This window comes from Kribbella rubisoli (genome assembly GCF_004217145.1).
GTDB lineage: Bacteria > Actinomycetota > Actinomycetes > Propionibacteriales > Kribbellaceae > Kribbella > Kribbella rubisoli.
In genome coordinates this window covers 701,938-728,117 of record NZ_SHKR01000013.1, presented here as the reverse complement: position 1 = coordinate 728,117, position 26,180 = coordinate 701,938, and the positions used below count along the sequence as shown (strand labels likewise).

Sequence of the window (26,180 nt, the reverse complement as noted above, 5' to 3'; positions counted from 1 at the left end):
CAACCTGGTGCCCGCTGCCAAACTGACCATCGACCCTGCGTTCACGATCGCGCCCGTGAACCGTCGTACCTTCGGGACGTTCGTCGAGCACATGGGCCGGTGTGTCTACACCGGCATCTACGAACCCGGCCACGCGACCGCCGACGAGGACGGCTTCCGCAAGGACGTCCTCGAGCTGACCCGTGAGCTCGGCGTGTCCGTGGTGCGTTATCCCGGCGGCAACTTCGTCTCCGGTTACCGCTGGGAGGACGGTGTCGGTCCGCGAGACGAGCGGCCGCGCCGGCTCGACCTGGCCTGGCACAGCATCGAGACCAACGAGTTCGGTCTCGACGAGTTCAGCAAGTGGTGTGTGAAGGCCGGCGTCGAGCCGATGATGGCGCTCAACCTCGGGACGCGGGGTGTCCAGGAAGCGCTGGACCTGCTCGAGTACTCGAACCACCCGGGCGGTACGGCGTTGTCCGACCTGCGCGAGCAGCACGGCGCATCGCCGTACGGCATCAAACTGTGGTGCCTGGGCAACGAGTTGGACGGGCCGTGGCAGGTCGGTCACAAGACGCCGACGGAGTACGGACGGCTCGCGGCCGAGACCGCGCGGGTGATGCGGATGGTCGAGCCGGATCTCGAGCTCGTCGCGTGCGGCTCGTCATCGTCGAGGATGCCGCTGTTCGGGACCTGGGAGCGCGACGTACTGCGGGAGACGTACGAGTTCGTCGAGTACATCTCCTGCCACGCGTACTACGGGAACGACGACGGCGACACCGCCTCGTTCCTGGCGTCCGCGGTGAACATGGACCACTTCATCGAATCGGTCGTCGCGACCGCCGATCACGTCGGCGCGGAGCTCAAGAGCAGCAAGAAGATCGGCATCTCGTTCGACGAGTGGAACGTCTGGTACGGCGAGCGCTCCCGCCGTACCGACGGCCCGCACGACAAGTGGGAGGTGGCTCCGCGACGGATCGAGGACGAGTACAACGCCACCGATGCCGTTGTCCTCGGCAACCTGCTGATCTCGTTGCTCCGGCACAGTGACCGGGTCGGGGTCGCCTGCCTCGCCCAGCTCGCGAACGTGATCGCCCCGATCATGACCGAGCCCGGCGGCGCGGCCTGGCGGCAGCCGACGTTCCACCCGTTCGCGATCACCTCCCGGCTCGCGTCCGGTCAGGTCCTGCGGGTCGAGACCGACTCGCCGCTCACCACGACCGAGAAGTACGGCGACGTACCGGCGGTCGACGCGGTCGCGACGTACGACGAAGGCAAGGTCGCGATCTTCGCCGTCAACCGGTCGACCGAAGGCCCGATCGAGGTGACCATCGACGTCAGCCGCAGCGGCGTCACGACCATCGCCGAAGCGCTGATCATGCACGACGCGGACCCCCTGGCCGTCAACTCGGCCACCGACCCCGACCGCGTCGTCCCGCAACAGCTCGAGGCGGCCACCCTCGTCGACGGCAAACTGACCGTTACGCTCCCGGCCATCAGCTGGACAGCCATTTCACTGTCGACTGACTGACCCCGCTGTACCAGACTGGGTGCCCTGTTGGCGCCCAGTCTGGTGGGGAGATCCGATGTACGACTACGACCTCGTGGTGATCGGGTCCGGCCCTGGTGGGCAGAAGGCCGCGATCGCCGGTGCGAAGCTGGGTAAGCGGGTGGCGGTGGTCGAGCGGATCTCGATGCTCGGCGGCGTCTGCGTCAACACCGGGACGATTCCGTCCAAGACACTGCGCGAGGCTGTGCTCTACCTGACCGGGATGGCGCTGCGCGATCTGTACGGCGCCAGCTACCGGGTCAAGTCCGAGATCACCATCGCCGACCTGATGGCCCGGACGCAGCATGTGGTCGGCCGCGAGGTCGAAGTGGTCCGGTCGCAGCTGCTCCGCAACCACGTCGAGCTGCTGCACGGGACGGCGAGCTTCGTCGACCCGAACACGGTTCAAGTGACCGGGATGGGGCGCGGCGAGACCAGCACGGTCACCGCCGAGAAGATCGTGATCGCCACCGGCACCCGGCCGGCCCGGCCGCCTCAGATCGAATTCGACAACCGGCACGTGCTCGACTCCGACGCGATCCTGCAGCTCGAGAAGGTGCCGGGCTCGATGGTCGTGGTCGGCGCCGGCGTGATCGGGATCGAGTACGCGTCGATGTTCGCCGCGCTCGGGACCCGGGTGACGGTGGTCGAGAAGCGCGACCGGATGCTGGAGTTCTGCGACCCCGAGGTGGTCGAGTCGCTCAAGTTCCACCTCCGCGACCAGGCGGTGACCTTCCGGTTCGGCGAGGAGGTCGAGCGGGTGGAGGTCTCCGACCGCGGGACGGTCACCTCGCTGGCCAGCGGCAAGCGGATCCCGGCCGAGATGGTGATGTACTCCGCCGGCCGCCAGGGCGTCACCGACGAGCTCAACCTGGAGGCAGCCGGGCTCGAGGCGGACGCGCGCGGCCGGATCAAGGTCGACGAGCATTACCGGACGACGGTCGAGCACATCTATGCCGTCGGCGACGTGATCGGTTTCCCGGCGCTCGCTGCGAACAGCATGGATCAGGGCAGGCTCGCGGCGTACCACGCGTTCGGCGAACCGGCCCGGGAGCTGGCCGGTCTGCAGCCGATCGGCATCTACACGATCCCCGAGGTCTCGTACTGCGGTGCGACCGAGGAGGAGCTGACCCGCTCGTCGGTGCCGTACGAGGTCGGCGTCTCGCGGTACCGCGAACTGGCCCGCGGCCAGATCCTCGGCGACACGTACGGGATGCTCAAGCTGCTCGTCTCGACCGAGGACCGCACCCTGCTCGGCGTACACGTGTTCGGCACCAACGCGACCGACCTCGTCCACATCGGCCAGGCGATCATGGGCTGCGGCGGCACAGTCGACTATCTGGTCGACACGGTCCTGAACTATCCGACGCTCTCGGAGGCCTACAAGGTCGCCGCCCTCGACGTCACCAACAAGATCCGGGCTCTCGATGCATTCGGCACCGACTGATTACGCTCAAGGCGATCAGTTCTGCCGCCCATTCACCGGTGTACTAGTTCAGACTGTGTGGCCGTGAACACTCAGTCTGACCTTGCGGAGACCAACCGGCTGGAAGCGTTCAGTGACGGCGTCTTCGCGATCGCGATCACCCTTCTCGTCCTCGAACTGCACAGTCCCGAGCTCGAAGAGGGGGAGCGGTTGTGGCCGGCGTTGCTGGACGAGTGGCCGCAGTTCGCGGCGTACCTGACCAGCTTCGCGATCCTCGGCATCATGTGGGTCAACCACCACTCGATGTTCCGCCAGATCCAGCGCGCGGATCGCGGGCTGATGTTCCTCAACCTGTTGCTGCTGTTGTGGGCGACCCTGCTGCCGTTCCCGACCAGTCTGTTCGCCGAGCATCTCAAGGACGATTCGATCAACGCGAACGTCGCGGCCGCGGTCTACAGCGCGAACCTGACGCTGGCGGCGATCGCGTTCAGCCTGATCTGGTGGTACGTACTGCGCCACCACCTGGTCGAGCACGAGATGACGAAGTCGCAGACCCGCAGGTCCGTGATGCGTTACTCCATGGGCACGGTGATCTACGGCGCCTGCATCGGGATCTCGTTCATCTCTGCCCAGGTGACGCTGCTGATCGTGTTCCTGCTCGCCCTGTACTACGGGTTCGAGCAGCTCAGGACCCGCGACTGAACCTGGATCGGTGGCCAGGATTCAGTGATCGGAATGCCGTTGGGCCCACAACGCGGCCTGCGTTCGATCCGTGACACCCAGGCGATGAAAGATGTTGGTCAGATGGGCCTTGACCGTCCGTTCGCTGATACCCAGGCGCTGTGCAATCGCCCGGTTCGGCAGGCCTGACCCGAGCATCTCCAGCACTTCCTGCTCACGGTTCGTGAAGGTGATCTCCTTCGGCGGCAGCCGTCTGCCGGTGAGGAACTCCCGAGCCGCGATCGGGTCCAGCGGCGAGCCGCCGGCAACCAACTGGCGGATCCCGCCGAGGATCGCCTCGGCGGTGCTGTTCTTGAGCAGGTAACCCTCGGCGCCTGCGTCCAGGGCGGCGACGATGCGATCGTGATCGCTGAACGAGGTCAGGACGAGCACGTGGGTGCCGGGATTGTCCGCGACGATGCGTTCGGTGGCCGCAATCCCGTCGGTGCCAGGCATCGACAGATCCATCAGGACGACGTCGGGATGCAACTGCGCGACCATCGCGACTCCTTCGTCTCCGCCGGCAGCAGCGCCCACGGGGTCGAGGTCATCGGTGCCGGCCAGGAGTTGCCGCAGGCCGGTTCGGACGATCTCGTGGTCGTCGACGACCAGGACCCGGATCATCCGACCGGGACCTCGACCATCAGGGTGGTGCCGCGGCCCGGCGCGGCGCGGACTCGCAGGACGCCGCCGCCGGCCGTCATCAGGTCGCCGGTCGAGCGCAGCCCGAAATGCCCGCAACTGAGCCGTTGCCGCAAGCGCGCCTGGTCGAACCCTTGGCCGTCGTCCTCCACGACCAGCGTCGCCTGCCTACCCCGGAGCTCCGCCCGGATGAGCACTTCCCGGGCGCCGCTGTGCATCGCGACGTTCCGAACAGCCTCCTGTGCCGCCCGGAAGATGAGCGCCGAGGTCACCGGCGGCAGATATTCCGCCTGCGTGACCTCGAGCCGGACGTCCATTCCGGCGCGTTCGAGCCCTTCCGCCAAATCTGCCAGCGCGCGACGGAGCCCTTCCCCGGCCACGTCCGGCGGATAGCTGTCGATCAACAGGGTTCGCAATGTGCCGATACTGCGCCGCAGCGTGGCGGCGCTGTCGGCGATCAGCTCGCCGCGCTGACCGGCGGACATACTGCCCAGTCGCAGCCGTTCCAGGGTGAAATTGATTCCGGCGAGATCCTGCACCACGCCGTCGTGCAATTCACCGATCAGCCGGCGCCGCTCGACGTCGCGGGCCCGCGCTTCGTGCCGGCACAATCGCTCCCGCTGCAGGCGCCGGTTCCTCCGGAACGCCAACCACACCAGGAAAAGCACGCCCGCCTCGATGAGCGGCAGACCGCCGATCGCCAGCAGCGAAGACCCCGACCGATGAATCACGAAGCCGGTCAGAGCGGCGGCTGCTACGAGAATGACCAGTCCCATAATCGCGAGTAAATCCAGTGGATCGGCGACGGATGCCACTCGATCCACTGGCCTGCTACGACGCAACTCCCCCAAAGCCCCCATCCGCCATTTCCCCCATTTCGGATCATAGGCGCATCCGCCGGAAGTGAGCAGGTCTCGGGGCGGTCCGGCATTCGCAGTAGTTAGGGGTGTACGGCAAGCAACCGAACTGGCAGGTGCTAGCCCAAATGTGCAATGGCGCAATGATGATCACGCCGCGATGGTTGAAGCATGAAGGCGCCACTGAGCCTCAGCGTGGCCGGCCCGTCGGTCCGTCCGCACTCTCCGGCGCTGGCTGCCGCGGCGACCCTCGTCGTACTGCAGGTGGGCATCACGCTGTTGCGTCCGTGGCCGTTGGCGCTGGCAGTGGACTACGCCCTCGGGGGCCGGCCCTTGACCGGGCACCTCGAGTTCCTGGCCGGGATGGGATCGGCCAAGCTGCTGGTGCTGGCCGGGGCCGCCTCGGTCGGTCTCACCATTGTCGACGGGTTGCTCGAGCTGGTGATCATGCAGACCGCCGAGGGGGCCGCCGAACGGATCGGCGCCGCGCTGCGGGCCACCATGTTCGAGCGCGCGATGACCCGGTCACTACGGTGGCACGACCGGATGCGCAGTGGTGAACTCGTATCCCGATTGACCACCGACGTAGGCCGCGTGCTGGACGGCGTGGTCGCGCTGACCACCTCCTTCCTGCCCGACGCCGTGATGCTGGTGGGTGTCCTCGTTCTCTTGCTGGCCTTCGACCCGACGCTGCTCCTGATCGGTCTGGCGGTCGTACCGGTGCTGGCGGGGCTCGCGGTACGCCAGCGGGCACGCATCAGAGCCACTCAGCAGGCTGCGCGGGCCGAGTCCGGGCAGTTGTCCGGGGCCACAACCGACCTGTTGCGCAACGTTCGCGCCGTACAAGCGTTCGGTCGTCTCGATCACGCCACCGGCGAGTACGGCGACCGCAACCGCGCAGTACTCGAAGCCGAACTGCGTGCGATCAGAGTGGACGCCCGGTGGACCCCGGTGGCCGACGTCCTGCTGGCGATCGGCTCCGCGCTGGTGCTGGTCGTAGGCGGCCTGTCCGTGCTGAACGGCGCCATGACGGTCGGCGGACTCCTGGTAGTGACGGCCTACCTGCGCGACCTCTACTCGCCGGTGCGCGGGCTGACCCGATTGTCGGCGGTGCTGGCCAAGGCCGGTGCCAGTGCGATCAGAGTGCGTGAGGTGCTGGAGTGCGACGAGGCAGTCACCGATCGCGTCGGCGCCTGGATCGCGCCACCGCTCGTCGAGGATGTTCGGTTCGAGAAGGTCGGGTTCCGGTACGAGCCGGACCAGCCGGTCCTCGACGACTTCAACCTCCGGATCGCCGCAGGTGAGACGGTCTGTCTGATCGGGCCGAGCGGCATCGGCAAAAGCACCGTCCTGCACCTGCTGCTCCGGCTGTACGAGGTCAACACCGGCAGGGTTCTGATCGACGGAGTGAATGTGCGGTACTGCCGGCAGCTCACGGTCCGGAGCCGATTCGCCTATGTGCCGCAGGATCCGTGGCTACTCGATGCGACGGTCGCGGAGAACATTGCCTTCGGCAACCCGGCGGCCACCCGCGCCGACGTGCTCGAAGCCGGCCGGAACGCACAGGTGGACGAGTTCATCGGTCGCTTGCCGCACGGGTACGACACCACGCTCGGCGAGAGCGGTGTCCGCCTGTCGGGCGGCCAGCGTCGCCGCATCGCCATCGCCCGAGCGGTCGTCTCATATGCACCGATGGTGCTGCTGGACGAGCCGACGGCATCGCTCGATCCCCGATCCGCCGCCGCGGTGGTCAAGGCCATCCAGACCGCGACCGCCCATCGCACGGTGTTGCTCGTTACCCATGACCGCGCCCTGAGCGCCATCGCCGACCGCGTCGTCTCGCTGTCTCTCCCGGATCTCCAGGACGAGTTGGCCAAACCACTGAACATCGCAGATCTCCGCCAACGCAGGGCAAGCGGAAGGGGGTGAACACCATGCCTAGGATCGCACCGACGATGTACCACAAGCGGCACAAGCGGCACAACAAGCACAGCCGCTCGCACAGCCGTAGCTGTAGCCGCAGCCGTAGCCGCAGCCGTAGCCGCTGCTGACAACTGGCGAGTCCGCCGGCCGTCGGGCCTTCCCGGCGGCCGGCATCCCGGCCCGGAGGACGGACATGGAACCGGTAGACGCTGAAGACGGTCTGGCCGTTTGGGACTTCACGGAAGGTTCGGACGTGCCAGGTGGGAACCTCGCGATCGAACGCCTCGGTGTCGGGGTGCGTTGTGAGACTTGGCTCGTCTGGAGTCCCAGCCTCTGGAGCCCAGCCGTGCTGAAGCTGGCCCGCCCTCACCAGATCGGCCAGCCGCGAGCGACGCAAGCGCTGTGCCGCGAGACCGCTGCCCTGGTAGGCAACCTGCACCCTGCACTGCCGCGACTACTGGCCGATGGCACCAAGGAACCCGTGCCACACATCGTGGTGGAGTACGTCGACGGCCCAGCACTGGACGAGGAGCTCGACGACAATGGCGCGCTCCCGGCTGAGGAGGCCGCCGTACTCGGCGCACAGCTTCTCCCCGCCGTGGCCTCGTTGCATCGCCGGGGTCTTGCCCACCTCGATCTCAAACCGGAGAACGTCGTACTGCGCGACAGCCGCCCCATCCTGCTGGACTTCGGCTCCGCGCGCTCGATCGGCTCGCTGCAACCGGCGGGCCACCCGGTCGGCACCGAGGGATACGCCGCACCAGAGCAGGAGGCATGCGAGCCGGTCTCTGCCGCGATGGATCTGTACGGGCTGGGAGCAGTACTCGCCGAGGCAGTGACCGGCGTACCGCAGGCAAAAGGGGTCGAGACTCCACCCTCGGCTCTTGCTCCCGTGATCCGGCAACTGCTCGCCGAGCAACCTGCCGAGCGGGGCACTACGGCCCAGGTCCTGGTCGCACTCGCGGAGGCGGCCGGCGAGCTCCGGCCTTGGCCGGACTGGCTGGATCGCTATGCCGAGGGCCGTATGGCTACCGACGCTCGAACTGGGTGAGCTGGACTCCTGGCGCGATCGTGACGCGAGAGATCTCGGCGTACCCGCGCGATTTGTACAGGTTGATCGCCGGGGTGTTGGCCGAGCCGGTCGAGACCAGGCTGACCGGGCGCGGTTCGATCTGGTCGAGGTGGTCGAGCAGGGCCCGGCCGTGACCGCGACGGGCGTGGGCGGGGTCGACGATCAGGCGGGCGATCTCGACCGTGTCGTCGGCCGGGAACTCGTACGCGACCGCGCCGACCAGCGTGCTTCCGTCGTACCCGCCGAGCCAGTGCTCTGTCGACTGCATGAGTCCGGCCAGGTCTTCCTGGAGTGGCGGGATGCCGTCGAAGCCGATCAGCTCGGCCTCGACGGCGTACGCGGCGTGCTGGATCTGCAGCAACCGTTCGGCGAGGGTGTGGTCGGTCAGGTCGAGCGGCGTGATCACGCCGGCAAGATTACGCGGCCTTCCAGTAGCCGAGGGACTTCACGCGATGCTTCGGCACGGCGAGATCCTTCAGGACGTACGCCGTGAGCGTGCGCGTGGTCGCGGTGTCGCACGCGATCCAGACGAACGTGTCGGGGCTGATCTGGTCCTTGAGCTCGGTCTTTACATGCTCGACCAGCTGCGACCGCGGGACGGTCCTCAGGTCGTGATGCTCCTCGGTGCGGAACGGCAGCTCCTGGTCGAGGTCGTGCGTGGTCTCGAACCAGATCGTCGCCGGCAGCTTCGGGGCGACCGCGAGCAGCGAGTTGATCGCGGGCAACGAGGCCGGGTCGCCGATCACCAGCATCCGCGCCGGCAGCGGGTCCGGCACCTCGAAGCCGGTCCCCTGCACCGTCGCCTCGATCGTGGCGCCGGGCTCGGCCTTCCGCGACCAGTCGCTCGCACAGCCGTCGTGCAGCGCGAACTCCAGGCTGAACGTGCCGGCCTCGATATCCGGATCGACCAGCGTGTACGCGCGCTGGTGCGGCTTGCCCGCGTTGTCGAACCAGAGTCGCACCCACATCGTCGGGTGTACGCCGACCGCCTGCAGCAGCCCGCCGTCGGTGAAATGCACCCGACGGTAGCGCTCGGTGACCTGTTCGGCACCGGTCACGGTGAAGACGAAGTCCTTCCCGCGAAACAGCTTGAGCACCACGCCTTCCCAGCCGTGCCCCACTCCACACCTCCGGCGACAATTGCTCTTGCGATGAGGGATTGTAGCTGCGTAAGTTAGCGCAGCCTAACCTAACTGAAACGAGGCACGTTGTGAATGCGAGAGTGTTCCGGGACACGTACGGCGTGCCGCACCTTCAAGCCGGCGACCCTCTTGCGTTGGTCTATCTGCAGGGCGTCAATGCCGCCCGGGACCGTGCCTGGCAGATCGAGCTCGAGCGGCGCAGGTATCTCGGAACCAGCGCTGCGTTCCTCGGCGCCGAGGCGGCCGGGTGGGACGTCTTCGCCCGACAGGCCAGATTGGCCGACACGGCTCAGCGGTGTTTCGAGGCGCTCGACGACGAGACGCGCGAGTGGGTCACGGCGTACGTCGAGGGCGTGAATCATGCGCTGCCGGGCGGGGCCATGCGGGCGCCGGAGTTCGCGGAGACCGGGTTGACGTTGCAGGAGTGGGAGCCGTGGACGCCGCTCGGGATCTGGCTGGCGGTGCATGTGCTGTTCGCCGGCTTCCCGACCAAGTTGTGGCGGACGCACGTCGCGCGGCATCTCGGTGAGGATGCGTTGGACCTGTTCACGTCCGAGGGACCGCATGGGGCCGGAAGTAACGGGTGGTTGATCCCGGGTTCGCAAACCGCGTCGGGTCAGGCGATCGTGGCCGGCGATCCGCATCGGTACGTCGAGAGCCCGGGCGTCTACCAGCAGATCCGGCTGACATGCCCGGAGTACGACGTACTGGGGCTTGCCGTGCCTGGCATTCCCGGGCTGGCACACTTCGGGCACACGGGCGGTGTCGCGTGGGCGATCACGAACGCGATGGCCGACTACCAGGATCTGTATGCCGAGCAGCTCCGTCGAACTGCTACCGGGGTGGAGGCCCTGGGCCCGGACGGTTGGAAGCCGGCCGCTGCACATCGTGAGGTGGTCGAGGTCGCCGGCGCGGCCCCGATCGAGGTCGAGGTGATCGAGACCGAGCGTGGCCCGATCATCCAGGACGGCATCAGTCTGCGGTACCCGCCGCGGGTGACCGGCCGGCTCGGGTTCCAGGTGATGGCTAGGTTGCTGCGGGCAACCACTGTCGCGGACGTCGATTCCGCGTTCGACGAGTGGATCGAACCCGTGAATGTGGTGATGGCGGCGGACACCGCGGGCGGGCTGCTGCACCGTACGGCGGGGCTGGTGCCGCGACGGCATGCGAGCAACAGGATGCGCGTCGTACCGGCTTGGGAGGTGGAGCATCAGTGGGACGGCTGGTACGACCCGATGCCGCGGGAGGACGTGGACGGTCCCGCGGTGATGGCGAACGCTCGTGAACTGGCGGCGCCGTTGGGCGTTGAGTTCGCGGCGACGCACCGTGCGGACCGCATCCGCGAACTGGTGAAGGCCCGCAACGACTGGGCCGTCGACGACATGCCGTCGATCCACAAGGACACGCTCCTCGGCTCGGCCCGCTCCATCCTCGACCTTCTGATCGACCTCGAGGACCTCTCCACGCAGGCCGTTGCCCTGCGCACCGAACTGCTCGCCTGGGACCGTCACATGGACGCGGAGAGTACGACGGCCTCGTCGTACGCCGCTCTCCGCAAGGCCTTGATCTCGCGGCTCACCGATCATTTCACGGTCCTCGAGAACGCCGAGGTCGCGGAGGTGTTCGCGCCGTGGATGGATCCGTTGACGCACGTCTCGTACGCGCTCGAGAACCTGGTTGCTGCGGACCTTCCGGAGATCAACTTCGGCTGGTTGGCGCGGGAGGCGCTGGAAGAGGTTGCCGCGCACAAACCTCGACCGCCGTGGGGCGAGACGCATCAACTCTCGCCGTTGCATGCGTTGCGCGGGCCGGTGTTTACGCGGGACGAGGAGCCTTACGACCTGGCGCTGTCCGGCGATCATCACTGCGTCATGTCGACATCGAGTCTGCCGGGGCTCACCGACGTCTGCATTCGTGCGTCGGCGGCTCGGTATGCCTGGGATCTCGCCGATCGTTCAGCCAGCAAGTGGATCGTGCCGCTCGGCGCGTCCGGCGTACTCGGGGATCCGCATCATCACGACCAGCTGCCGTTGTGGTTGAGCGGATCGTTGGCTCCGGCGGTCGCTGCAACGGGTCGTGAGGATCGCGGCTATTCGGTTGAGGTAGATGGCTTCGGCACGGTCCGGCTCGAGGAGGCCGATCCGGCGCGGGACCTCGATCTCATCCACGAGTGGGTGACGGCCGAGCGGGCGACGTACTGGGGTATGGGTGAGCTGTCGCGCGACGAGATCGCTGCCACGTACCGCTTCCTGGACTCGGTGCCTACGCATCACGTGTACGTCGTACGGCTGGACGAGGTGCCGGTTGCGCTGCTGCAAACCTATGATCCGCAGACGGATCCGGCCGGTGCGGCGTACGACATCAAGGCGGGCGATCTCGGGCTACATCTGCTGATCGCGCCCGGTGATCCGCAGCCGGGGTTCACCGCCAACCTGCTGAAAGCCCTTGCACAGTTCGTGTTCGTGCATCTCGGGCATCCGCGCCTGGTGGTCGAGCCCGACGTACGCAACATCCGAGCCATTGACCGCTTCCACCGCACCGGCTTCACCCTCGGCCCCGAAGCCAAGATCCCCCAACCTGACGGCTCCACCAAGACAGCCCAATTCGCCTTCCTCACGAAGGCGCAGTTCGGGGACCCGAAATGACCCTTGAAGTCCTGCATGTGCCGGACTGTCCCAATCTGGCTCCGATGCTGGAGCGGCTGGCGGAAGTCACCGATCTCCCTATCGCCACTCGGGAGATCCGGAGCGACGACGAGGCTGTCGAGGTCGGAATGGCGGGTTCGCCGACCCTGCTGATCGACGGTGTTGATCCGTTCGCCGACGCAGTCTCGGCCGAGTGTGGGCTTACCTGTCGGCTGTATCGCGACGAGGGCGGTCGGACCGTTCCGGTGCCATCCACCGAGCAGGTGCGGGCCGCGCTCGCCGCTGCCCAGCGGTTGGCCTAGGGCAGGTGGCGGTCGAGGCGCTGCAGGAGGGAGCCCAGCAGCGGTAGCCGGTGCCAGTTGTGGGCGATGATCCATTCGCGGACGCCGGTGATGCCCGTCCGGATTCGCCCGGCGAGCGTCGTACGGCGCTGGTCCTCCTGGCCTACTGCCCGTCGGTGGAGGAAGCGGGCGCAGTTGAAGCAGACGGCTGCCTCGGGGTGGGAGCCGAGTCTTAGGAGGTCGTGCTCCTCGAACTGATTGCCGCAGCACCAGCACAGCGGTGCCGGCGGCTGCGATGTCTCGTCTGCGACGCTCACGGCATCATCATCTGCCCAACTCTCCGGCGAGGCCAGCACGGTTCTGGACAAATTCCTGGTGGCGGTGTCGGATCGGGGCGGTGCTGTTCGTTGCAGGGATGAGCGGGCCGCACGCTCCGCCGTACGGACAACCAAGGAAAGGCACCATGAAGCTTCTGCTGACTTCCGCCGGGATCCACAACGCGAGCATCGAGAACGCGCTGGTCGAGCTGCTGGGCAAACCGATCGCAGAGTCCACCGCCCTCGTCGTCCCGACCTCCATCTACCCGTTCCGCGGCGGACAGTTCGGCGCGTACCGGATGATCACCGGCAACGGCCCGTCGCATCTGACCGACCTGGGCTGGAAGTCTCTGGGAGTCCTCGAACTGTCGGTACTGCCGAGCATCGAAGACGATGCCTGGGTCCCTGTGGTCCGCGAAGCCGACGCATTGCTGTTCTGGGGCGGCGACCCGCTGTTCCTCGCCAACTGGATGCGTCGTTCCGGCCTCGCCGACCTCCTGCCGACCCTGCGCCCCGAGGCCGTGTACGTCGGGGTCAGCGCCAGCAGCATCGCCGCGGCCTCCACCTTCGTGGAGACGTACACCGAACAGCCCCGCGGTACCGACGGACCGCTGAAGTCGGAAGACATCGTCTTCAGCACCCCCGAAGGCGACCTCCACCGGATCCTCGTCACCGGTGAAGGGGTCGGGCTCGTCGACTTCGCGGTCATCCCGCACTTCGAACACCCGGACCACACCGATGCCTCGTTGGCCAACGCCGAGAAGTGGGCAGCACACATCCCCGCGCCGACGTACGCGATCGACGACGACTCGGCCATCAAGGTGGTCGACGGCACCGTCGAGGTCGTCTCCGAGGGCCAGTGGAAGCTGTTCACCCCCTAGGACATGGTCTGGACCCCTGCCCGGTCACGTGCCAGGATCTCCGAGTGCGGGACGGGTAGAGGTGCAGGCGGCGCGCAGCCGACCGAGCGGACAGTGAACTGGGCCGTCGATTCGATCGGCGGCGATGCCGCGATCGAGTCGGTGCAAACACTGCACGACGACCAAGGCCCATGGCGGCTGCGTGTCGACGTACGCGGTCGTGAAAGACATTTCGTCCTGCGTTCGCTCACCTCCCGCATCGATGCGGAGTTGATCGCTACGGGTGCGGCCGCGCTCGAGGTTGCCGAAGTACATGGATTGCGGGCTCCGCGGCTCGTCGCGAAGGACCTCGACGGCCGCGCAGCCGGCGTACCGGCAACGCTCGAGACTGTTGCTGCAGGCAACACGACGTGGCCGCGGGCGTTGCCTGTCGCGCGGCTCCGCGCTGCGGGTGCGGCGCTCGCGCAGGTGCATGCGATCCGGCTCGAGCCCGGCCCGCACCTGCCGCTCCGAACACGTCCCATCGCGGTCGACTACTTCGCCAGAGACCGCCGGCTGGGTCAGCTGCCGACGTCGCCACTCCTCAGACAAGCAGATGACCTGATCCGGAGCATGCCCCAGCCGCAGGGCGAAACCGTCTTTGTCCACGGCGATGTCTGGCCGGGCAACATGGCCTGGACGAGCGACGCCAACTGCGCCCTGATCGACTGGAAGACGGCCGGAGTCGGCAACCCCGGCGTGGATCTCGGCGAACTGCGCAAGCAGATAGCCATCACGTACGGCGCGACAACCGCGGACATCGTGGAAGCCTGGGAAGAAGCCTCCGGTACGGCGGCCACGAACATCCCGTACTGGGACGCTGTCGCCGCCCTCAACACCCCGACAACTCTGTACAGCCCCGAGGCGACTGCGCGGCGCGATGCGTTCCTCGCGGCAGCCCTCGACCAGCTCTAACGCGGAATCCGCCTAGGGGCATCATGGACGTTCATGACTGACAATGCTCGCGAATACTCGGCAAGCAGCGATGCGGCGGACTCGGGGCAGCAGGCGCTGATCGACCGGGCTGAACACGTTCTCAGCAAGGACGATCGGGTGTTGGGCGTGTGGCTGGTCGGTAGCTTCGGCCGGGGGACGCACGATCGGTTCAGCGACGTCGATCTGTGGGTCGTCGTCGCCGCGGACGATGCCGACAGCTTCTGCGACGACTGGCCGAAGACCTCGGACGAGATCTCGCCGACGGTGTTCCGGCGCGCGCTCGGCCCGCGGGTCTTCAACCACATCACGCCGGACTGGCTTCGCTTCGACGTCTCGGTGGGTACGCCGGACGCGATCGGCAGCCGCACCCGGTCGACCGCCAAGCCCCTGTACGACCCGCATGGTCTGAGTGCCGAGCTCGCAGCACCGGGCGCACCGAGGCAGCCGGACCCCCACCGCGTCGAGTCCATCACCGTGGAATTCCTCCGCGTACTCGGCCTACTGCCGGTCGCCATCGGACGCGAGGAGTACGTCGTCGGCCAGTCGGGCGCCGGTCTGCTGCGACAGATGCTGATCGACCTGATGCTCGAAGACGTCGCCGTCGAAGATCGAGGCGGGGCTCTACACCTAGACCGCTTACTACCCGCCGACCGTCAGCAGCTCCTCGCCGATCTCCCACCCCTCCAAGCCACCCGCGAATCAGTCATAACCGCCAACCTCACCTGCGCCGCCCACTTCCTCCCCCTAGCCCGCACCCTCCACACAAGATGCGGCATCACCTGGCCCCAGGAACTCGAAGACGCAGCCCGCCAACACCTATTGACCACTCTGTCGGTCGACCCGGGGTAGCAACCGCACGAGCCGGTCGAGCCCGGGCAGCCGGTGCTAACGACAGGAGGTAGTCAGCTCAACAAGCCGCCGCCACGCTCAGCCGCCACAGCCGACCGCCGGCCAGCTGCACTACCTCCTGTCCTTAGCCCCGCGCGACGGAGTGTCGCGCGTGGCACCGGGCTCCCGCAGTACCTAGTTCTTGCGGGCGAGTACGGCGGCGATGAGGCGTTGGTAGTCGTTGGGGTCTTCGGGGCGTCGTCGTTGCGCCATTCCGACGCCCGCACCAGGCCGGGGTCGAGGACTGCGAAGCCTTCGCCGAAGAGGGCGAGGATCTGGTCGTCGGTGCGCCGGCGGCCGAGCTCAGGACGTGCAGCCAGCAGCTTGGTCAAGCGAGCGAACCGCCCAGGACGTCCGGTGGCGGACCGTTTGAGGGGTCAACCCCTGAGGTTGACGCTTGACACCTCGCATACCGGGGGGACAACCGGCACGCTCGGGGGTTGACCCCTGAGACGGTCCGCGGCGGAGAGCGGTGCGATGGCGGGATCGTTGGATGGCCTATGACTCTCGCGTACCGAAGGACGGGTATTGGTCAGCCCGACGCGGCGTATCGGAGCCGATCCAGGCGCGCACCGGAGACCAGTACCCGTCCGTCGGTACAGACCCCTGAGAAACCTGTCATTGACGCTACGTGGGAGGAGCCTGCGCGGAGCACCGCGCGGGATTCTCGCAATACCTAGTTCTTGCGGGCGAGTACGGCGGCGATGAGGCGTTGGTAGTCGTTGGGGTCTTCGGGGGCGTCGTCGTTGCGCCATTCGGAGGCGGGGACCAGGCCGGGGTCGAGGACTGTGAAGCCTTCGCCGAAGAGGGCGAGGATCTGGTCGTCGGTGCGCCAGCGGCCGCGGCCGAGCGAACTCTGGAGGAGCGTTTCGAGTTCTTGGCTGCGGGGGTCGTTCTCGCTGCGGAAGTGGCTGATGAAGACGTGGCTGCCGGAGGCGATGCGGTCGTGCCAGAAGCGGACGATGGCGGCCGGATCCTCGTCGTCGTTGACGTGGTGGAGGGTGGCACTGAAGATCACGCCGACGGGCAGGCTGAAGTCGATCAGCCGCACGGTGTCAGGGTGCTCGATGATCGCCTTCGGCTCGCGCAGGTCGGCCTGGATGACGGTGGTGTTGTCGTTCTCGGCGAGCAGCGCGCGCCCGTGGGCGAGCACGATCGGGTCGTTGTCGACGTACACGACCTTCGCGTCCGGGGCGTACCGCTGGGCGACCTGGTGCACGTTGTCGGCCGTCGGCAGGCCGCTGCCGAGGTCGATGAACTGCCGCACCGGCGTGTTCGTCACGATCTCCTGGACCGCGCGGATCAGCGCGCCGCGGTTGTCGTACGCGATCATCCGCGAACCCGGCAGTTCGTTGATGAACCGGTCCCCGAACGCGCGGTCCACCGCGAAGTTGTCCTTGCCCCTGAGCAAGTAGTCGTACGTCCGGGCGATACTCGGCTTACTGGTGTCGAACGGGTACGCCGAGCCCACCTGGTCGTCTGCGTCAGCCATCGCGCGGGGTCCTTCCTCTCGAGACAGCTGTCACTCTATGCGACGCTGAAACTACCTCGCTCCGGACCCCGGCCGGTCTTGTTCTACCGACCGCTTCCCGGACAGAAGATCGTCAACGGGTGGACTCGGACCCCATCCGCAGGAACGGCTGATCGGTCGTCATCTACCACTAGTACGCACACTGTCATCCGCCGGTGTCATCAAAATGTCATCGGCTCCCCGGATCGTATGTGCCATGAACGGTCGCGCAGCGCACACACCAGACCGGTTGAGCTTCCGGGTGCTGGGCCCGCTCGAAGTCGACGGGCCGGACGGACACCCGCTGGACCTCTGCGGCGGCAAGCCGGCGACCGTGCTGACGCTGCTCCTGCTGCACCGCAACGCCTGGGTCAGCACCGAGCAGCTCGTCGACGCGGTCTGGGCCGGCCGGGACGTGCCGGCGTCCGCGCAGAACAACCTGAAGACCTACGTCTGGCAGCTCCGCCGCTCGCTCCCGGAGGAGCGCATCGAGAGCCGCCCGGGCGCGTACCGGGTGCATGTCCGCCCCGGTGAGCTGGACGCCGACGTCGCCGCCGCCCTGTGTGACGAGGCCCGCGAGCTGCTGAGCCGTCGGGACTCGGCGGAGGCGATCACGGTGGTCCAGCGAGCGCTCGCGCTGTGGCGCGGGGTGCCGTACGACGGTCTGACGGCGGATGCCACGTCGGCAGTGGATCGGTTGACCGAGCTGCACCGGGCACTGCGCGAGGACCTCGCGGACGCCCAGCTGCTGCTCGATCGGCCCGCCGAGGCGATCGCCGTACTGCGTGCGCTCACCGAGGAGGAGCCGCTCCGCGAGCTGGCGTGGGCCCGGCTGATGGCGGCGTACCGGCAGGTGGGACGACGGCATGACGCACTGGCGGCGTACCAGCGAGCTCGGACCGCGCTGGTCCGCGACCTCGGGATCGAGCCTGGCGCCGAACTGACCGCGCTGCACCAGCAGATCCTCAGCGAGGACGCGGCGCCGGTCGCGAAACCTGTCAGCTCGAACCTCCCGCCGCGGGTCCCCGGCTTCGTCGGCCGCCGGCCTGAGCTGCGCGCCCTGCGCGGTGCGCGCGGCGTGGTCACGATCGACGGGATGCCGGGCATCGGCAAGACGGCCTTCGCGCTCGAGGTCGCCGCGGCGTCGGGTCTCGAGACCCAGCAGTACGTCGACCTGGACCGGCCGACGTCGTTGCCCGCGGCAACCGGTCTGCTGATCCTGGACAATGTCGAGGACGCCGCCCAGATCCGGCATCGGCTAACGAACGACCCGGACGCGCTGGTACTGGTCATCAGCCGCCGTCGGCTCGCCGGCCTGGATCGTGTGGCGGCGATCACGCTCGACGTACTGGCTCATTCTGATGCTGCCCGCTTGACCGATGTCGAGCAGATCCTGAGCTGCTGCGGCGGTCATCCAGGCGCGATCCGGCAGCTGGCCGAGCGGCTGCGCAACCGGCAGCCCTGGACCGTCGCTCGGATGGCAGCTCGCTTCGAAGACCCGGCGGCCCGGAGCCAGGCGCTGGCAGAGCTGCTCGCCCGCTTCGACGACGTGTACGACGCACTGCCCAGCCCGGCGCAGCGGCTGTACCGGCTGATCGCGATGACACCGCGGTTCGATCTCCGTCAGGCTGCGCGAGTCACGGGTACGGATCGGGCCGACGCCGAGATCATGGTCGACGTACTGATGGACCACAACCTGGTCACCGAGCCGGCACCGGGACGCTTCGAGGTCCTGCCCGTTGTACGCGATCATGCCAACCAGCTGCTGATCACCACCGGCCCGAAAGCGGAGCTCGTGGCATGAGCGCGACGCACGGCTCGGTATTGCCCGCAGCAACTAACCAGGCCTTGGCCGGCACCCTGCTCGGCACGGGAAGGGGTGCTGCTCAAACGATGCTCAACATGCCCACCGGTTTCCAGCAGATCCCCGCCCACGGCGGCCTTGCCGAGCTCCTCGCCTCCGCGGAGAACGAGGTGATCGCGATGAGCACGGTGACCCCGGCCGGACCGACGTTCGGGCCGCGCGAGGTCAAGCCCGGCGTGCGCTACCGGGCGATCTACCCCGACCATGCGCGGACCACGCCGACCGTCGGCCGGCACCTTGGTGCGTTGTCGCTGGCTGGCGTCGCGGTCCGCACGACCCCGCATGTGCCGATGAACGCGATCGTCATCGACGGCGTGGTCGCGGTGCTGCCCGCAGACACCACCAGCGGCAGCGTCGCCGTACTGCGGCTGACGAGCGTGGTGGTCACCGCTCTCGAGCTGTTCGAGCGGATCTGGCCGGACGCAGTACCGCTGGCCGACAGCGACCTGCCGGACGACAACGACCTGTCGCTGCGGGAGCAGGAGATGCTCCGCCTGCTCGCCCTCGGCGCGACCGACGAGGTCGCCGCCGCCCACCTCGACATCTCGGTCCGCACGGTACGCCGGATGGTCGCGCAGATCATGAACCGTCTCGGCGCCCGCAGCCGCTTCCAGGCCGGCGTCAAGGCTGCTGATCGCGGCTGGCTGCTGGAGCGCGCATCGTGACCGCTCGGTTCTGTCCGTCGCGGACCGATCCGGCGCATATCCGACCAGGTCGCCCGACCACCGACAGCACTTTGGGCATGCCGGAGGGGCCATCGTCGGGGGCTCGGGCGACGGCCGCTCATACGGCTGGGAACGGTGGCCTGGTCTGGCGGGCCCTGCCACCGGGTCTCGTTAGCTCAGGGTGCTTTTCGGTACTTTTTGGTCGCGGCCGGACGCGCGCCGCTCGTGGGTCGTGTCGTGTACCGCGTGGTCCGCAGCACGTGGGGCCGGGCACACCGGGCCGCGACGGATCGGTCCGCCGCCCAGCCTCCGGCTCTTCCACTGCTTTTCTTCGTAGTCGTAGTAAGTGTCGACGCCTCCGACAGTCATCCGGTCCTCCCTTTGACCCCCGTCCCCTGCTGGCCCATCAACAGTCCGTCACGACCGCACCACCAGACAAGCGATTCCGGAAATCACCACGGATCAACGTGCTCGAACGCCGGGTTGTGTTGGTTTGCCCCACAAATGTGCAGCGTTGGAAAGTCTCAGACGGAGACGATGCCGACGCCGTGACCGGGCAACCACAGTCCGCCGTCGGTCAGCTCGGCCGCGCCGAACGACATCACCAGGTACTCCGGGTCCGCGTCGACCGGCACCACGGCGTCCTCGGCGGCCAGGTTCGCGACCACCCGGAGGCTCCCGCGCGCCACCACGAGCCACGCCCCGGCCGGGTCGAACGAGATCCCGACGGACTCGAGCCGGTCGTCGCGCAGCTCCGGCATCCGGGCCCGAAAAGTGAGCAGGTGCCGGTACCACATCAGCACCTCGTGATGCGGGGCCTCGTCCGGCTCCGACCAATCGAGCACCGAGCTGCGCCAGGTCCGGGGATCCTGCGGGTCCGGGATCTCGTCGGCGTTCCAGCCGAACTCCGCGAACTCCCGCCGCCGCCCGGTCCGGACTGCCTCGGCCAGCTCCGGCTCACCGAAGTCGGTGAAGAATCGCCAGGGCGTCGAGGCTCCCCACTCCTCGCCCATGAACAGCATCGGCGTGTACGGCGAGGTGAGGACCAGCGCGGCGCCGATCGCGAGCTGCCCCGGCGTCAGCGCCGGCCGGTCGCCAAGAGCCCGGTTGCCGATCTGATCGTGGTTCGACGTGTAGGCGAGGAACTGACCGCCGTGTTCCTTGCGTGGATCGACCGGATGTCCCCAGATCTTGCCGCGGAACGTCGAGTAGGTCCCGTCGTGCATGAACACCCGCGTCAGCGTCTTCGCGAACACCGCAGGGTCGCCGAAGTCCACGTAGTACCCGAAGCGCTCGCCGGTCAGCAGCGAGTGCAGCGCATGGTGGAAGTCGTCGCTCCACTGCGCAGTCATGCCCATCCCACCGCTGGACACCGGCTCGACGGTGCTCGGCTGGTTGAGGTCGGACTCGGCTACCAGGCCTAGCGGTCGTCCGAGCTCGCCCGACAGCTCTGCGGTCTCGTCCGACAGTTGCTGGAGCAGATGCGTCGGGCTGTCGTCGACCAGCGCGTGTACGGCGTCCAGCCGCAAGGCGTCGATGTGGAAGTCGCGGAACCAGCGCAGTGCGTTGTCGCAGATCCACCGGCGTACCTCTGTGCTACCGGTGTCGTCCAGGTTGACCGCTGGACCCCATGGCGTCGTGTGGCGATTGGTGAAGTACGGACCGAAGCTGCCGAGGTAGTTCCCGCTCGGGCCGAGGTGGTTGTAGACGACGTCGAGACAAACGGCCAGTCCGGCCTCATGACAGTGGTTGACGAACCTCTGCAGCGCCTCCGGTCCGCCATACGGCTCGTGGACAGCGTAGAGGTCCACACCGTCGTACCCCCAGCCTTGTACGCCGGGGAACGCGGCGACCGGCAGCAGCGAGACCACCTCCACGCCCAGCACGGCCAGGTAGTCCAGGTGCTCGGCCGCCGCGTCCAGCGTGCCGCCTGCGGTGAAGGTGCCCAGGTGCAGCTCGTAGAAGACAGAGCCGCGTACGTCGCGACCGGTCCAGTTGTCGTCGCTCCACTCGAAACGGTCCGGCTCGAAGACCCGGCTGAACCCGTGTACGCCGTCCGGCTGCCACGGGCTGCGCGGATCGGGCATCGGGTCGCTGCCGTCGACGGAGTACGCGTAGTCGGTGCCGTGGTGTGCTTCGACGACCTGCCGCTCCCACCAGCCGTCCGGTGCGAAGCGCATCGGCAGCACACCGTCGCGCAGTACCAGGTCGACGTTGGTTGCCTCAGGCACCCAGACACGGAACGTGTGCATGTCAGCTCCTGACCAGCAGGGCCACTGGCAGGTCTGTCAGCAGGTCCTCGATTCTGGCAGCACCACTGCCAACCTCGCGACCGGTCAGCACGTTCTTCCACTGTCCGCTCGGCAGCACGACAGCGCTCTCTCCCCAGCCGCCGAGACGCTGCAGCGCAGCGGGCAGTCTGGTCGCCACGGTGATGACTGCGTCGCCACGGGCGAAGGCGACCGCATGCCCATTGGACGTCGGGAGCGGCGTGTAGCTGCCGGCGAAGGCGTCTGGGTACTGCCGGCGGATGCGGAGTGCGCGTGAGGTGATCAGCAGTTTCTCGTCGGACAGGTTCTCCGGCTTGCCACCGCTATCCAGATGCTGCAGCCGCTCGATGCGCCGCTCGTAGTCCACCGTCCGCCGGTTGTCCGGGTCGACCAACGACAGGTCCACCAGCTCGGTCCCCTGGTAGACGTCCGGTACGCCGGGCATCGTGAGCTGCACGAGCTTCTGCCCGAGGGTGGCTGCCCTGATGTAGGCGCTCTGGTCGTCGGCGAAGCGACGTACCGAGTCGAGGACGCTCCCGTCCTGCAGGACAGCGTTGACGAACGCGGCGACGGTCTGCTCGTACTCCTCGTCCGGTGAGATCCAGGACGTGTTGCGCTTGGCCTCGCGGATCGCCTTGAGCAGATAGGCCTGCATGCGGTCCTCAGCGAGCGGTCCGTCGTCCCAGGTGCCGAAGAGCGTCTGCCAGAACAGGTACTCCGTACTGCCGTCCAGCAACGGACTGCGGTGGTCTTCCGACAGGCGACGCCATTCGCGAACAGCCTCCGACCACGCGGCGGGCTGCTCGGACAGTACGCCGAGCCGCGCGCGCACGTCCTCGGAGCGCTTCGTGTCGTGCGTCGACAGCGTGGTCATCGTCTTGGGCCAGTGCCGGTTCAGCTGGGTCGCGTACGCGTGGAACTCCTCCGGTGTGACACCGAAGTGCTCCGGGTCCCCACCGACCTCGTTCAGCGACGTCAGCCGGAACCAGCGGTAGAACGCGGTGTCCTCGACGCCCTTGGCCATCACCGGACCGCACGTCTGCTGGAAGCGCACGATCAGCTCGGCCCGCGCCCGCTCGTCAATCGTGCTGGTCTCCCGGCCGAGCAGGAGGTGCAGTACCAGGTCGAGCGTGGCCTGCCGGTCCTCGTCGAGATTGTCGCGTGCCTTCTCCGCGGCCCGCTCCAACGCAGCCACCGCAGTCGGCGACGGCTCCTCCCCCGGTACGACGTACGCGCGGTAGACGTCGAAATGCACCAGCAGCTCAGCGACGACCTCGTGGAACGCCCGCCTCGTGTGGTCGCGCAGCCGTACGTCGTCCTGGCAGATGCGGGCCAGCAGCTCGACCAGGCGATGCACCTCGGCGTACTGCCCGTGCTGGACGATCTCGCGCTTCGCCTCCTCCACGACCGGCCCGAAGTCGGCTGGAGCACCAGTGAGCTCGGAGTGCAGGGCCGCGAGTGGTGCAGCGCCGGAGGGATCGACGAACAGACCTCCGACGCGCAGCAGAGCGTCGTACCCAGTCGTGCCGGCGCAGGGCCAGTCGCGGGGCAGCTCTTCGTCGCCCTCGAGGATCTTCTCCACTACTACCCACGCGCCGCCGGTCCGCTCGGCCAGTCGGCGCAGGTAGCCTCGTGGATCGGCCAGACCGTCCGGGTGGTCGATGCGGAAACCGTTGAGCTTGCCTTCGTTCAGCAACGCCAGCAGCAGCTGGTGTGTCGCGTCGAAGACCTCCTGTGTTTCCTGACGGATTGCAGCAAGGGTGTCGACGTCGAAGAAGCGTCGGTAGTTCAACTCCTCGTCAGCGACCCGCCAGTGCGCGAGGCGATACCACTGCTCGGTGACCAGTGCGGCAATCGGCAGGTCCTCGGTCCCCGGGCGGAGCGGGTACTCGTGCTCGTAGTACCGCAGTACGCCGTCGTCGACGGACAGCTCGCCGTCGGCCAGCACCTTGCCGATCCGCTGACCCAGCACCGCCATCAAGAGCGGCTGGTTGCCCGAACCCCAGTCGACGTCGAACCACTCCGCGTACTGCGAACCCGGGCCGAGCCGCAGCACCGACCAAAGTGCCTTGTTCAAGCTGGCCGGCGTCGGTACGGCGACATGGTTCGGTACGACGTCCGCGATCGCGCCCATGCGGCTCTCCGCCAGCCGGGCCGACAGCCGCTCGAACGCTGGCCGTCCGCCCATCGGCTCGGACAGCCTGCTGTGGTCGACCACGTCGTACCCGTGGGTGGAACCGGGCGCGGCCTGGAGGATCGGGGACAGGTACGCGTGGGAGATCCCGAGGCTCTGCAGGTACGGGACTACCGCGGCGGCGGCGTCGAAGCCGAACTCCGCGCGGAGCTGAAACCGGTAGGTGGCCTGCGGGACCCCCCTCATCCGGCCGCCTGCCTCGGGCGGGTCAGGACCAGCGTGCTGCGGGCTTCCAGCTGGATGGTGTTGCCGGCCACGTAGGGTTCGCTGGTCGCACCGCCGGTGGCCTTCGTCGTGTCCACGGCCACCGTCCAGCTCTCGCCGTACTCCTCTGGCGGGAGGAGGAAGTCGACCGGCTCGTAGTTGCTGTTCATGAGGACCAGGAACGAGTCGTCGACCACCGGCTCGCCGCGTGGGTCCGGCTCGGAGATCGCGTCACCGTTCAGGAAGACCGCGATCGAGCGGGCGTCGTTCTGCTGCCAGTCGCCGTTCTGCATCTCGGTGCCTTTGGGCGTGAACCACACCAGGTCGCCGAGGCCGTCGACGCCGGTGTCGCCGTGGAAGAACCGGCGGCGGCGCAGTACCGGGTGGTTGTTGCGCAGCTTGACCACCGACCGGGTGAACTCCAGCAGGTGCTGCTGCGCCTCGGTCAGCTCCCAGTCGACCCAGGCGATCTCGTTGTCCTGGCAGTACACGTTGTTGTTGCCCTGCTGCGTCCGGCCGAGCTCGTCGCCGTGGGCGATCATCGGCACGCCCTGCGAGATCAGCAGCGTGGTCAAGAAGTTGCGCTGCTGGTTGGCCCGCAGTCGCAGTACTTCGGGGTCGTCGGTCGGGCCCTCGACGCCGCAGTTCCAGGAGCGGTTGTGGCTCTCGCCGTCCTTGCCGCCCTCACCGTTCGCGTCGTTGTGCTTGTCGTTGTACGAGACCAGGTCGCGCAGCGTGAACCCGTCGTGGGCGGTGACGAAGTTGATGCTCGCCAGCGGCCGCCGGCTGTCGTCCTGGTACAGGTCCGACGAGCCGGTCAGCCGGGACGCGAACTCGGCCAGCGTGTACTGCTCACCACGCCAGAAGTCCCGCACGGTGTCGCGGAACTTCCCGTTCCACTCCGTCCACAGCGGCGGGAAGTTGCCCACCTGGTAGCCGCCGTCGCCGACGTCCCAGGGCTCGGCGATCAGCTTCACCTGGCTCACTACCGGGTCCTGCTGGACCAGGTCGAAGAACGCCGACAGGCGATCGACCTCGTGGAACTGACGGGCCAGCGTGGCCGCCAGGTCGAAGCGGAAGCCGTCGACGTGCATCTCGGTGACCCAGTAGCGCAGCGAGTCCATGATCAGCTGCAGCACGTGCGGGTGCCGCATCAGCAGGCTGTTGCCGGTGCCGGTGGTGTCGTAGTAGTGCCGCTTGTCCTCGTCGACCAGCCGGTAGTACGCCGCGTTGTCGATGCCCTTGAACGACAGGGTCGGGCCGAACTCGTTGCCCTCGGCGGTGTGGTTGTAGACCACGTCGAGGATGACCTCGATGTCCGCCTCGTGCAGCGCCTTCACCATCGCCTTGAACTCGGTCACCTGCTGCCCGAGGGTGCCGGTGGACGAGTAGGCGTTGTTCGGCGCGAAGAAGCCGATCGTGTTGTAGCCCCAGTAGTTCGACAGGCCGAGCTCCTGCAGGTGGCCGTCCTGGGCGAACTGGTGCACCGGCATCAGCTCGATCGCCGACACCCCGAGCTCCTTCAGGTGCTCGATGGTTGCCGGGTGCCCGATCCCGGCGTACGTGCCGCGGATGTTCTCCGGCAGACCGGGGTGCGTCTTGGTGAGGCCCTTGACATGCGCCTCGTAGATCACCGTCTCGTGGTACGCGTGGCCCGGCGGGCGGTCGTTGCTCCAGTCGAAGAACGGGTTGGTGACCACCGACAGCATGGTGTGCTCGCGGTTGTCCATCGTGTTCAGCTCGTCCGGCTTCTCGAACCTGTAGCTGAACAGCGACTCGTCCCCGTCGATCTGCCCGTCGATCGCCTTCGCGTAGGGGTCCAGCAGCAGCTTGGACGGGTTGCACCGGTGCCCCTCGGCGGGGTTGTACGGCCCGTGCACACGGAAGCCGTACCGCTGCCCCGGCTGCACCGCCGGCAGGTACGCGTGGTGCACGAAACCGTCCACCTCGGTCAGCTGCACCAGCTGCTCGGTGCCGTCGTCACCGACCAGCGCCAGATCCACTCGTTCGGCAACCTCCGAGAACACCGCGAAGTTCGTCCCGGCGCCGTCGTACGTGGCGCCGAGAGGGTAAGGACGACCAGGCCATTTCTGCACCTGACGACAGTAGCCACCTCCGACGTTGGAGACCTCATCGGTGGGAGTTTTGGGTGCGAGTGTTCATTCGCCGCGGCGTGGGGGCTGTGGACGATCCTGCT

22 protein-coding genes are annotated in these 26,180 nt (G+C 67.6%); 12 read left to right on the top strand and 10 right to left on the bottom strand.

Annotated features, from left to right (window positions below; translation table 11 throughout):
- Positions 1-7 precede the first annotated feature (7 nt).
- From arfA to EV645_RS23580, 3 genes are all read left to right on the top strand, one after another.
- Entirely contained in the window at positions 8-1,510 is a 1,503-nt protein-coding gene (arfA, locus tag EV645_RS23590) for an arabinosylfuranosidase ArfA (RefSeq protein WP_130446123.1), read from the top strand.
- Between the two features lie 55 nt (positions 1,511-1,565).
- Positions 1,566-2,975: a Si-specific NAD(P)(+) transhydrogenase gene (sthA, locus tag EV645_RS23585; protein ID WP_130446122.1), complete on the top strand. Its 1,410-nt coding sequence runs from the start codon at positions 1,566-1,568 to the stop codon at positions 2,973-2,975.
- A 63-nt stretch (positions 2,976-3,038) separates the two neighbouring features.
- Positions 3,039-3,656, top strand: coding sequence for a TMEM175 family protein (locus tag EV645_RS23580; RefSeq protein WP_157997142.1), 618 nt, complete (start codon positions 3,039-3,041; stop codon positions 3,654-3,656).
- A gap of 21 nt (positions 3,657-3,677) precedes the next feature.
- Here the strand turns inward: EV645_RS23580 and EV645_RS23575 are convergent, their stop codons facing one another.
- Both EV645_RS23575 and EV645_RS23570 read right to left on the bottom strand, forming a co-directional pair.
- Complete coding sequence (locus EV645_RS23575; RefSeq protein WP_130446120.1) at positions 3,678-4,298, bottom strand: response regulator; 621 nt, start codon at positions 4,296-4,298, stop codon at positions 3,678-3,680.
- Positions 4,295-5,092, bottom strand: a complete 798-nt coding sequence (locus EV645_RS23570) for a sensor histidine kinase (RefSeq protein WP_157997141.1) — start codon at positions 5,090-5,092, stop codon at positions 4,295-4,297. Before EV645_RS23570 ends, EV645_RS23575 begins: the two co-directional genes overlap by 4 nt.
- Positions 5,093-5,344: 252 nt before the next feature.
- Here EV645_RS23570 and EV645_RS23565 point away from each other — a divergent pair, with 252 nt between their 5' ends.
- Together EV645_RS23565 and EV645_RS23560 are read left to right on the top strand one after the other, a co-directional pair.
- Entirely contained in the window at positions 5,345-7,102 is a 1,758-nt protein-coding gene (locus tag EV645_RS23565) for an ABC transporter ATP-binding protein (protein ID WP_130446118.1), read from the top strand.
- A 187-nt stretch (positions 7,103-7,289) separates the two neighbouring features.
- Positions 7,290-8,147: a serine/threonine-protein kinase gene (locus EV645_RS23560; RefSeq protein WP_130446117.1), complete on the top strand. Its 858-nt coding sequence runs from the start codon at positions 7,290-7,292 to the stop codon at positions 8,145-8,147.
- On the opposite strand, the gene EV645_RS23555 is transcribed toward EV645_RS23560, so the two are convergent.
- Both EV645_RS23555 and EV645_RS23550 read right to left on the bottom strand, forming a co-directional pair.
- Positions 8,125-8,574 (bottom strand): GNAT family N-acetyltransferase, encoded by a 450-nt coding sequence (locus EV645_RS23555; RefSeq protein WP_130446116.1) that lies wholly within the window; start codon positions 8,572-8,574, stop codon positions 8,125-8,127. The two genes, EV645_RS23560 and EV645_RS23555, sit on opposite strands and share 23 nt — an antisense overlap.
- A gap of 10 nt (positions 8,575-8,584) precedes the next feature.
- Positions 8,585-9,265: a siderophore-interacting protein gene (locus EV645_RS23550; protein ID WP_242000595.1), complete on the bottom strand. Its 681-nt coding sequence runs from the start codon at positions 9,263-9,265 to the stop codon at positions 8,585-8,587.
- A gap of 113 nt (positions 9,266-9,378) precedes the next feature.
- Here EV645_RS23550 and EV645_RS23545 point away from each other — a divergent pair, with 113 nt between their 5' ends.
- Positions 9,379-11,955, top strand: a complete 2,577-nt coding sequence (locus EV645_RS23545) for a GNAT family N-acetyltransferase (protein WP_130446114.1) — start codon at positions 9,379-9,381, stop codon at positions 11,953-11,955.
- A complete protein-coding gene (locus tag EV645_RS23540; RefSeq protein ID WP_130446113.1) occupies positions 11,952-12,257 on the top strand; it encodes an alkylmercury lyase in 306 nt (101 codons plus the stop codon). Before EV645_RS23545 ends, EV645_RS23540 begins: the two co-directional genes overlap by 4 nt.
- Here EV645_RS23540 and EV645_RS23535 read toward each other — a convergent pair.
- A complete protein-coding gene (locus EV645_RS23535; RefSeq protein WP_130446112.1) occupies positions 12,254-12,553 on the bottom strand; it encodes a hypothetical protein in 300 nt (99 codons plus the stop codon). The genes EV645_RS23540 and EV645_RS23535 overlap by 4 nt on opposite strands.
- A gap of 146 nt (positions 12,554-12,699) precedes the next feature.
- Between EV645_RS23535 and EV645_RS23530 the strand changes: the two genes are divergently transcribed.
- The 3 genes from EV645_RS23530 to EV645_RS23520 all read left to right on the top strand — a co-directional run bounded on the left by EV645_RS23530 (position 12,700) and on the right by EV645_RS23520 (position 15,237).
- Entirely contained in the window at positions 12,700-13,434 is a 735-nt protein-coding gene (locus EV645_RS23530) for a Type 1 glutamine amidotransferase-like domain-containing protein (protein WP_130446111.1), read from the top strand.
- A gap of 93 nt (positions 13,435-13,527) precedes the next feature.
- A complete protein-coding gene (locus EV645_RS23525; RefSeq protein WP_198681797.1) occupies positions 13,528-14,367 on the top strand; it encodes a phosphotransferase in 840 nt (279 codons plus the stop codon).
- A gap of 33 nt (positions 14,368-14,400) precedes the next feature.
- Positions 14,401-15,237 carry a nucleotidyltransferase domain-containing protein gene (locus tag EV645_RS23520; protein ID WP_130446109.1) on the top strand — a complete coding sequence of 279 codons (837 nt, stop codon included), beginning with the start codon at positions 14,401-14,403 and terminating at the stop codon, positions 15,235-15,237.
- Positions 15,238-15,952: 715 nt separating this feature from the next.
- On the opposite strand, the gene EV645_RS23510 is transcribed toward EV645_RS23520, so the two are convergent.
- Positions 15,953-16,768, bottom strand: coding sequence for an SAM-dependent methyltransferase (locus tag EV645_RS23510; protein ID WP_130446107.1), 816 nt, complete (start codon positions 16,766-16,768; stop codon positions 15,953-15,955).
- Positions 16,769-17,003: 235 nt separating this feature from the next.
- Here EV645_RS23510 and EV645_RS23505 point away from each other — a divergent pair, with 235 nt between their 5' ends.
- Both EV645_RS23505 and EV645_RS23500 read left to right on the top strand, forming a co-directional pair.
- Positions 17,004-18,590 (top strand): AfsR/SARP family transcriptional regulator, encoded by a 1,587-nt coding sequence (locus EV645_RS23505; RefSeq protein WP_198681796.1) that lies wholly within the window; start codon positions 17,004-17,006, stop codon positions 18,588-18,590.
- Positions 18,587-19,315 carry a helix-turn-helix transcriptional regulator gene (locus EV645_RS23500; protein WP_130446105.1) on the top strand — a complete coding sequence of 243 codons (729 nt, stop codon included), beginning with the start codon at positions 18,587-18,589 and terminating at the stop codon, positions 19,313-19,315. The genes EV645_RS23505 and EV645_RS23500 overlap by 4 nt, the downstream gene beginning before the upstream one ends.
- 171 nt (positions 19,316-19,486) lie before the next feature.
- On the opposite strand, the gene EV645_RS23495 is transcribed toward EV645_RS23500, so the two are convergent.
- The 4 genes from EV645_RS23495 to glgX form a co-directional block, all read right to left on the bottom strand.
- On the bottom strand, positions 19,487-19,684 hold the full coding sequence (locus EV645_RS23495; RefSeq protein WP_130446104.1) for a hypothetical protein: 198 nt from the start codon (positions 19,682-19,684) through the stop codon (positions 19,487-19,489).
- A gap of 155 nt (positions 19,685-19,839) precedes the next feature.
- Complete coding sequence (gene treZ / locus EV645_RS23490) at positions 19,840-21,567, bottom strand: malto-oligosyltrehalose trehalohydrolase (RefSeq protein WP_130446103.1); 1,728 nt, start codon at positions 21,565-21,567, stop codon at positions 19,840-19,842.
- A 1-nt stretch (position 21,568) separates the two neighbouring features.
- The gene (gene treY / locus EV645_RS23485) at positions 21,569-23,965 is read right to left on the bottom strand and encodes a malto-oligosyltrehalose synthase (RefSeq protein WP_130446102.1); all 2,397 of its coding nucleotides are present in this window, start codon (positions 23,963-23,965) and stop codon (positions 21,569-21,571) included.
- Entirely contained in the window at positions 23,962-26,079 is a 2,118-nt protein-coding gene (gene glgX, locus EV645_RS23480) for a glycogen debranching protein GlgX (protein WP_130446101.1), read from the bottom strand. The genes treY and glgX overlap by 4 nt, the downstream gene beginning before the upstream one ends.
- Between the last annotated feature and the right edge of the window lie 101 nt (positions 26,080-26,180).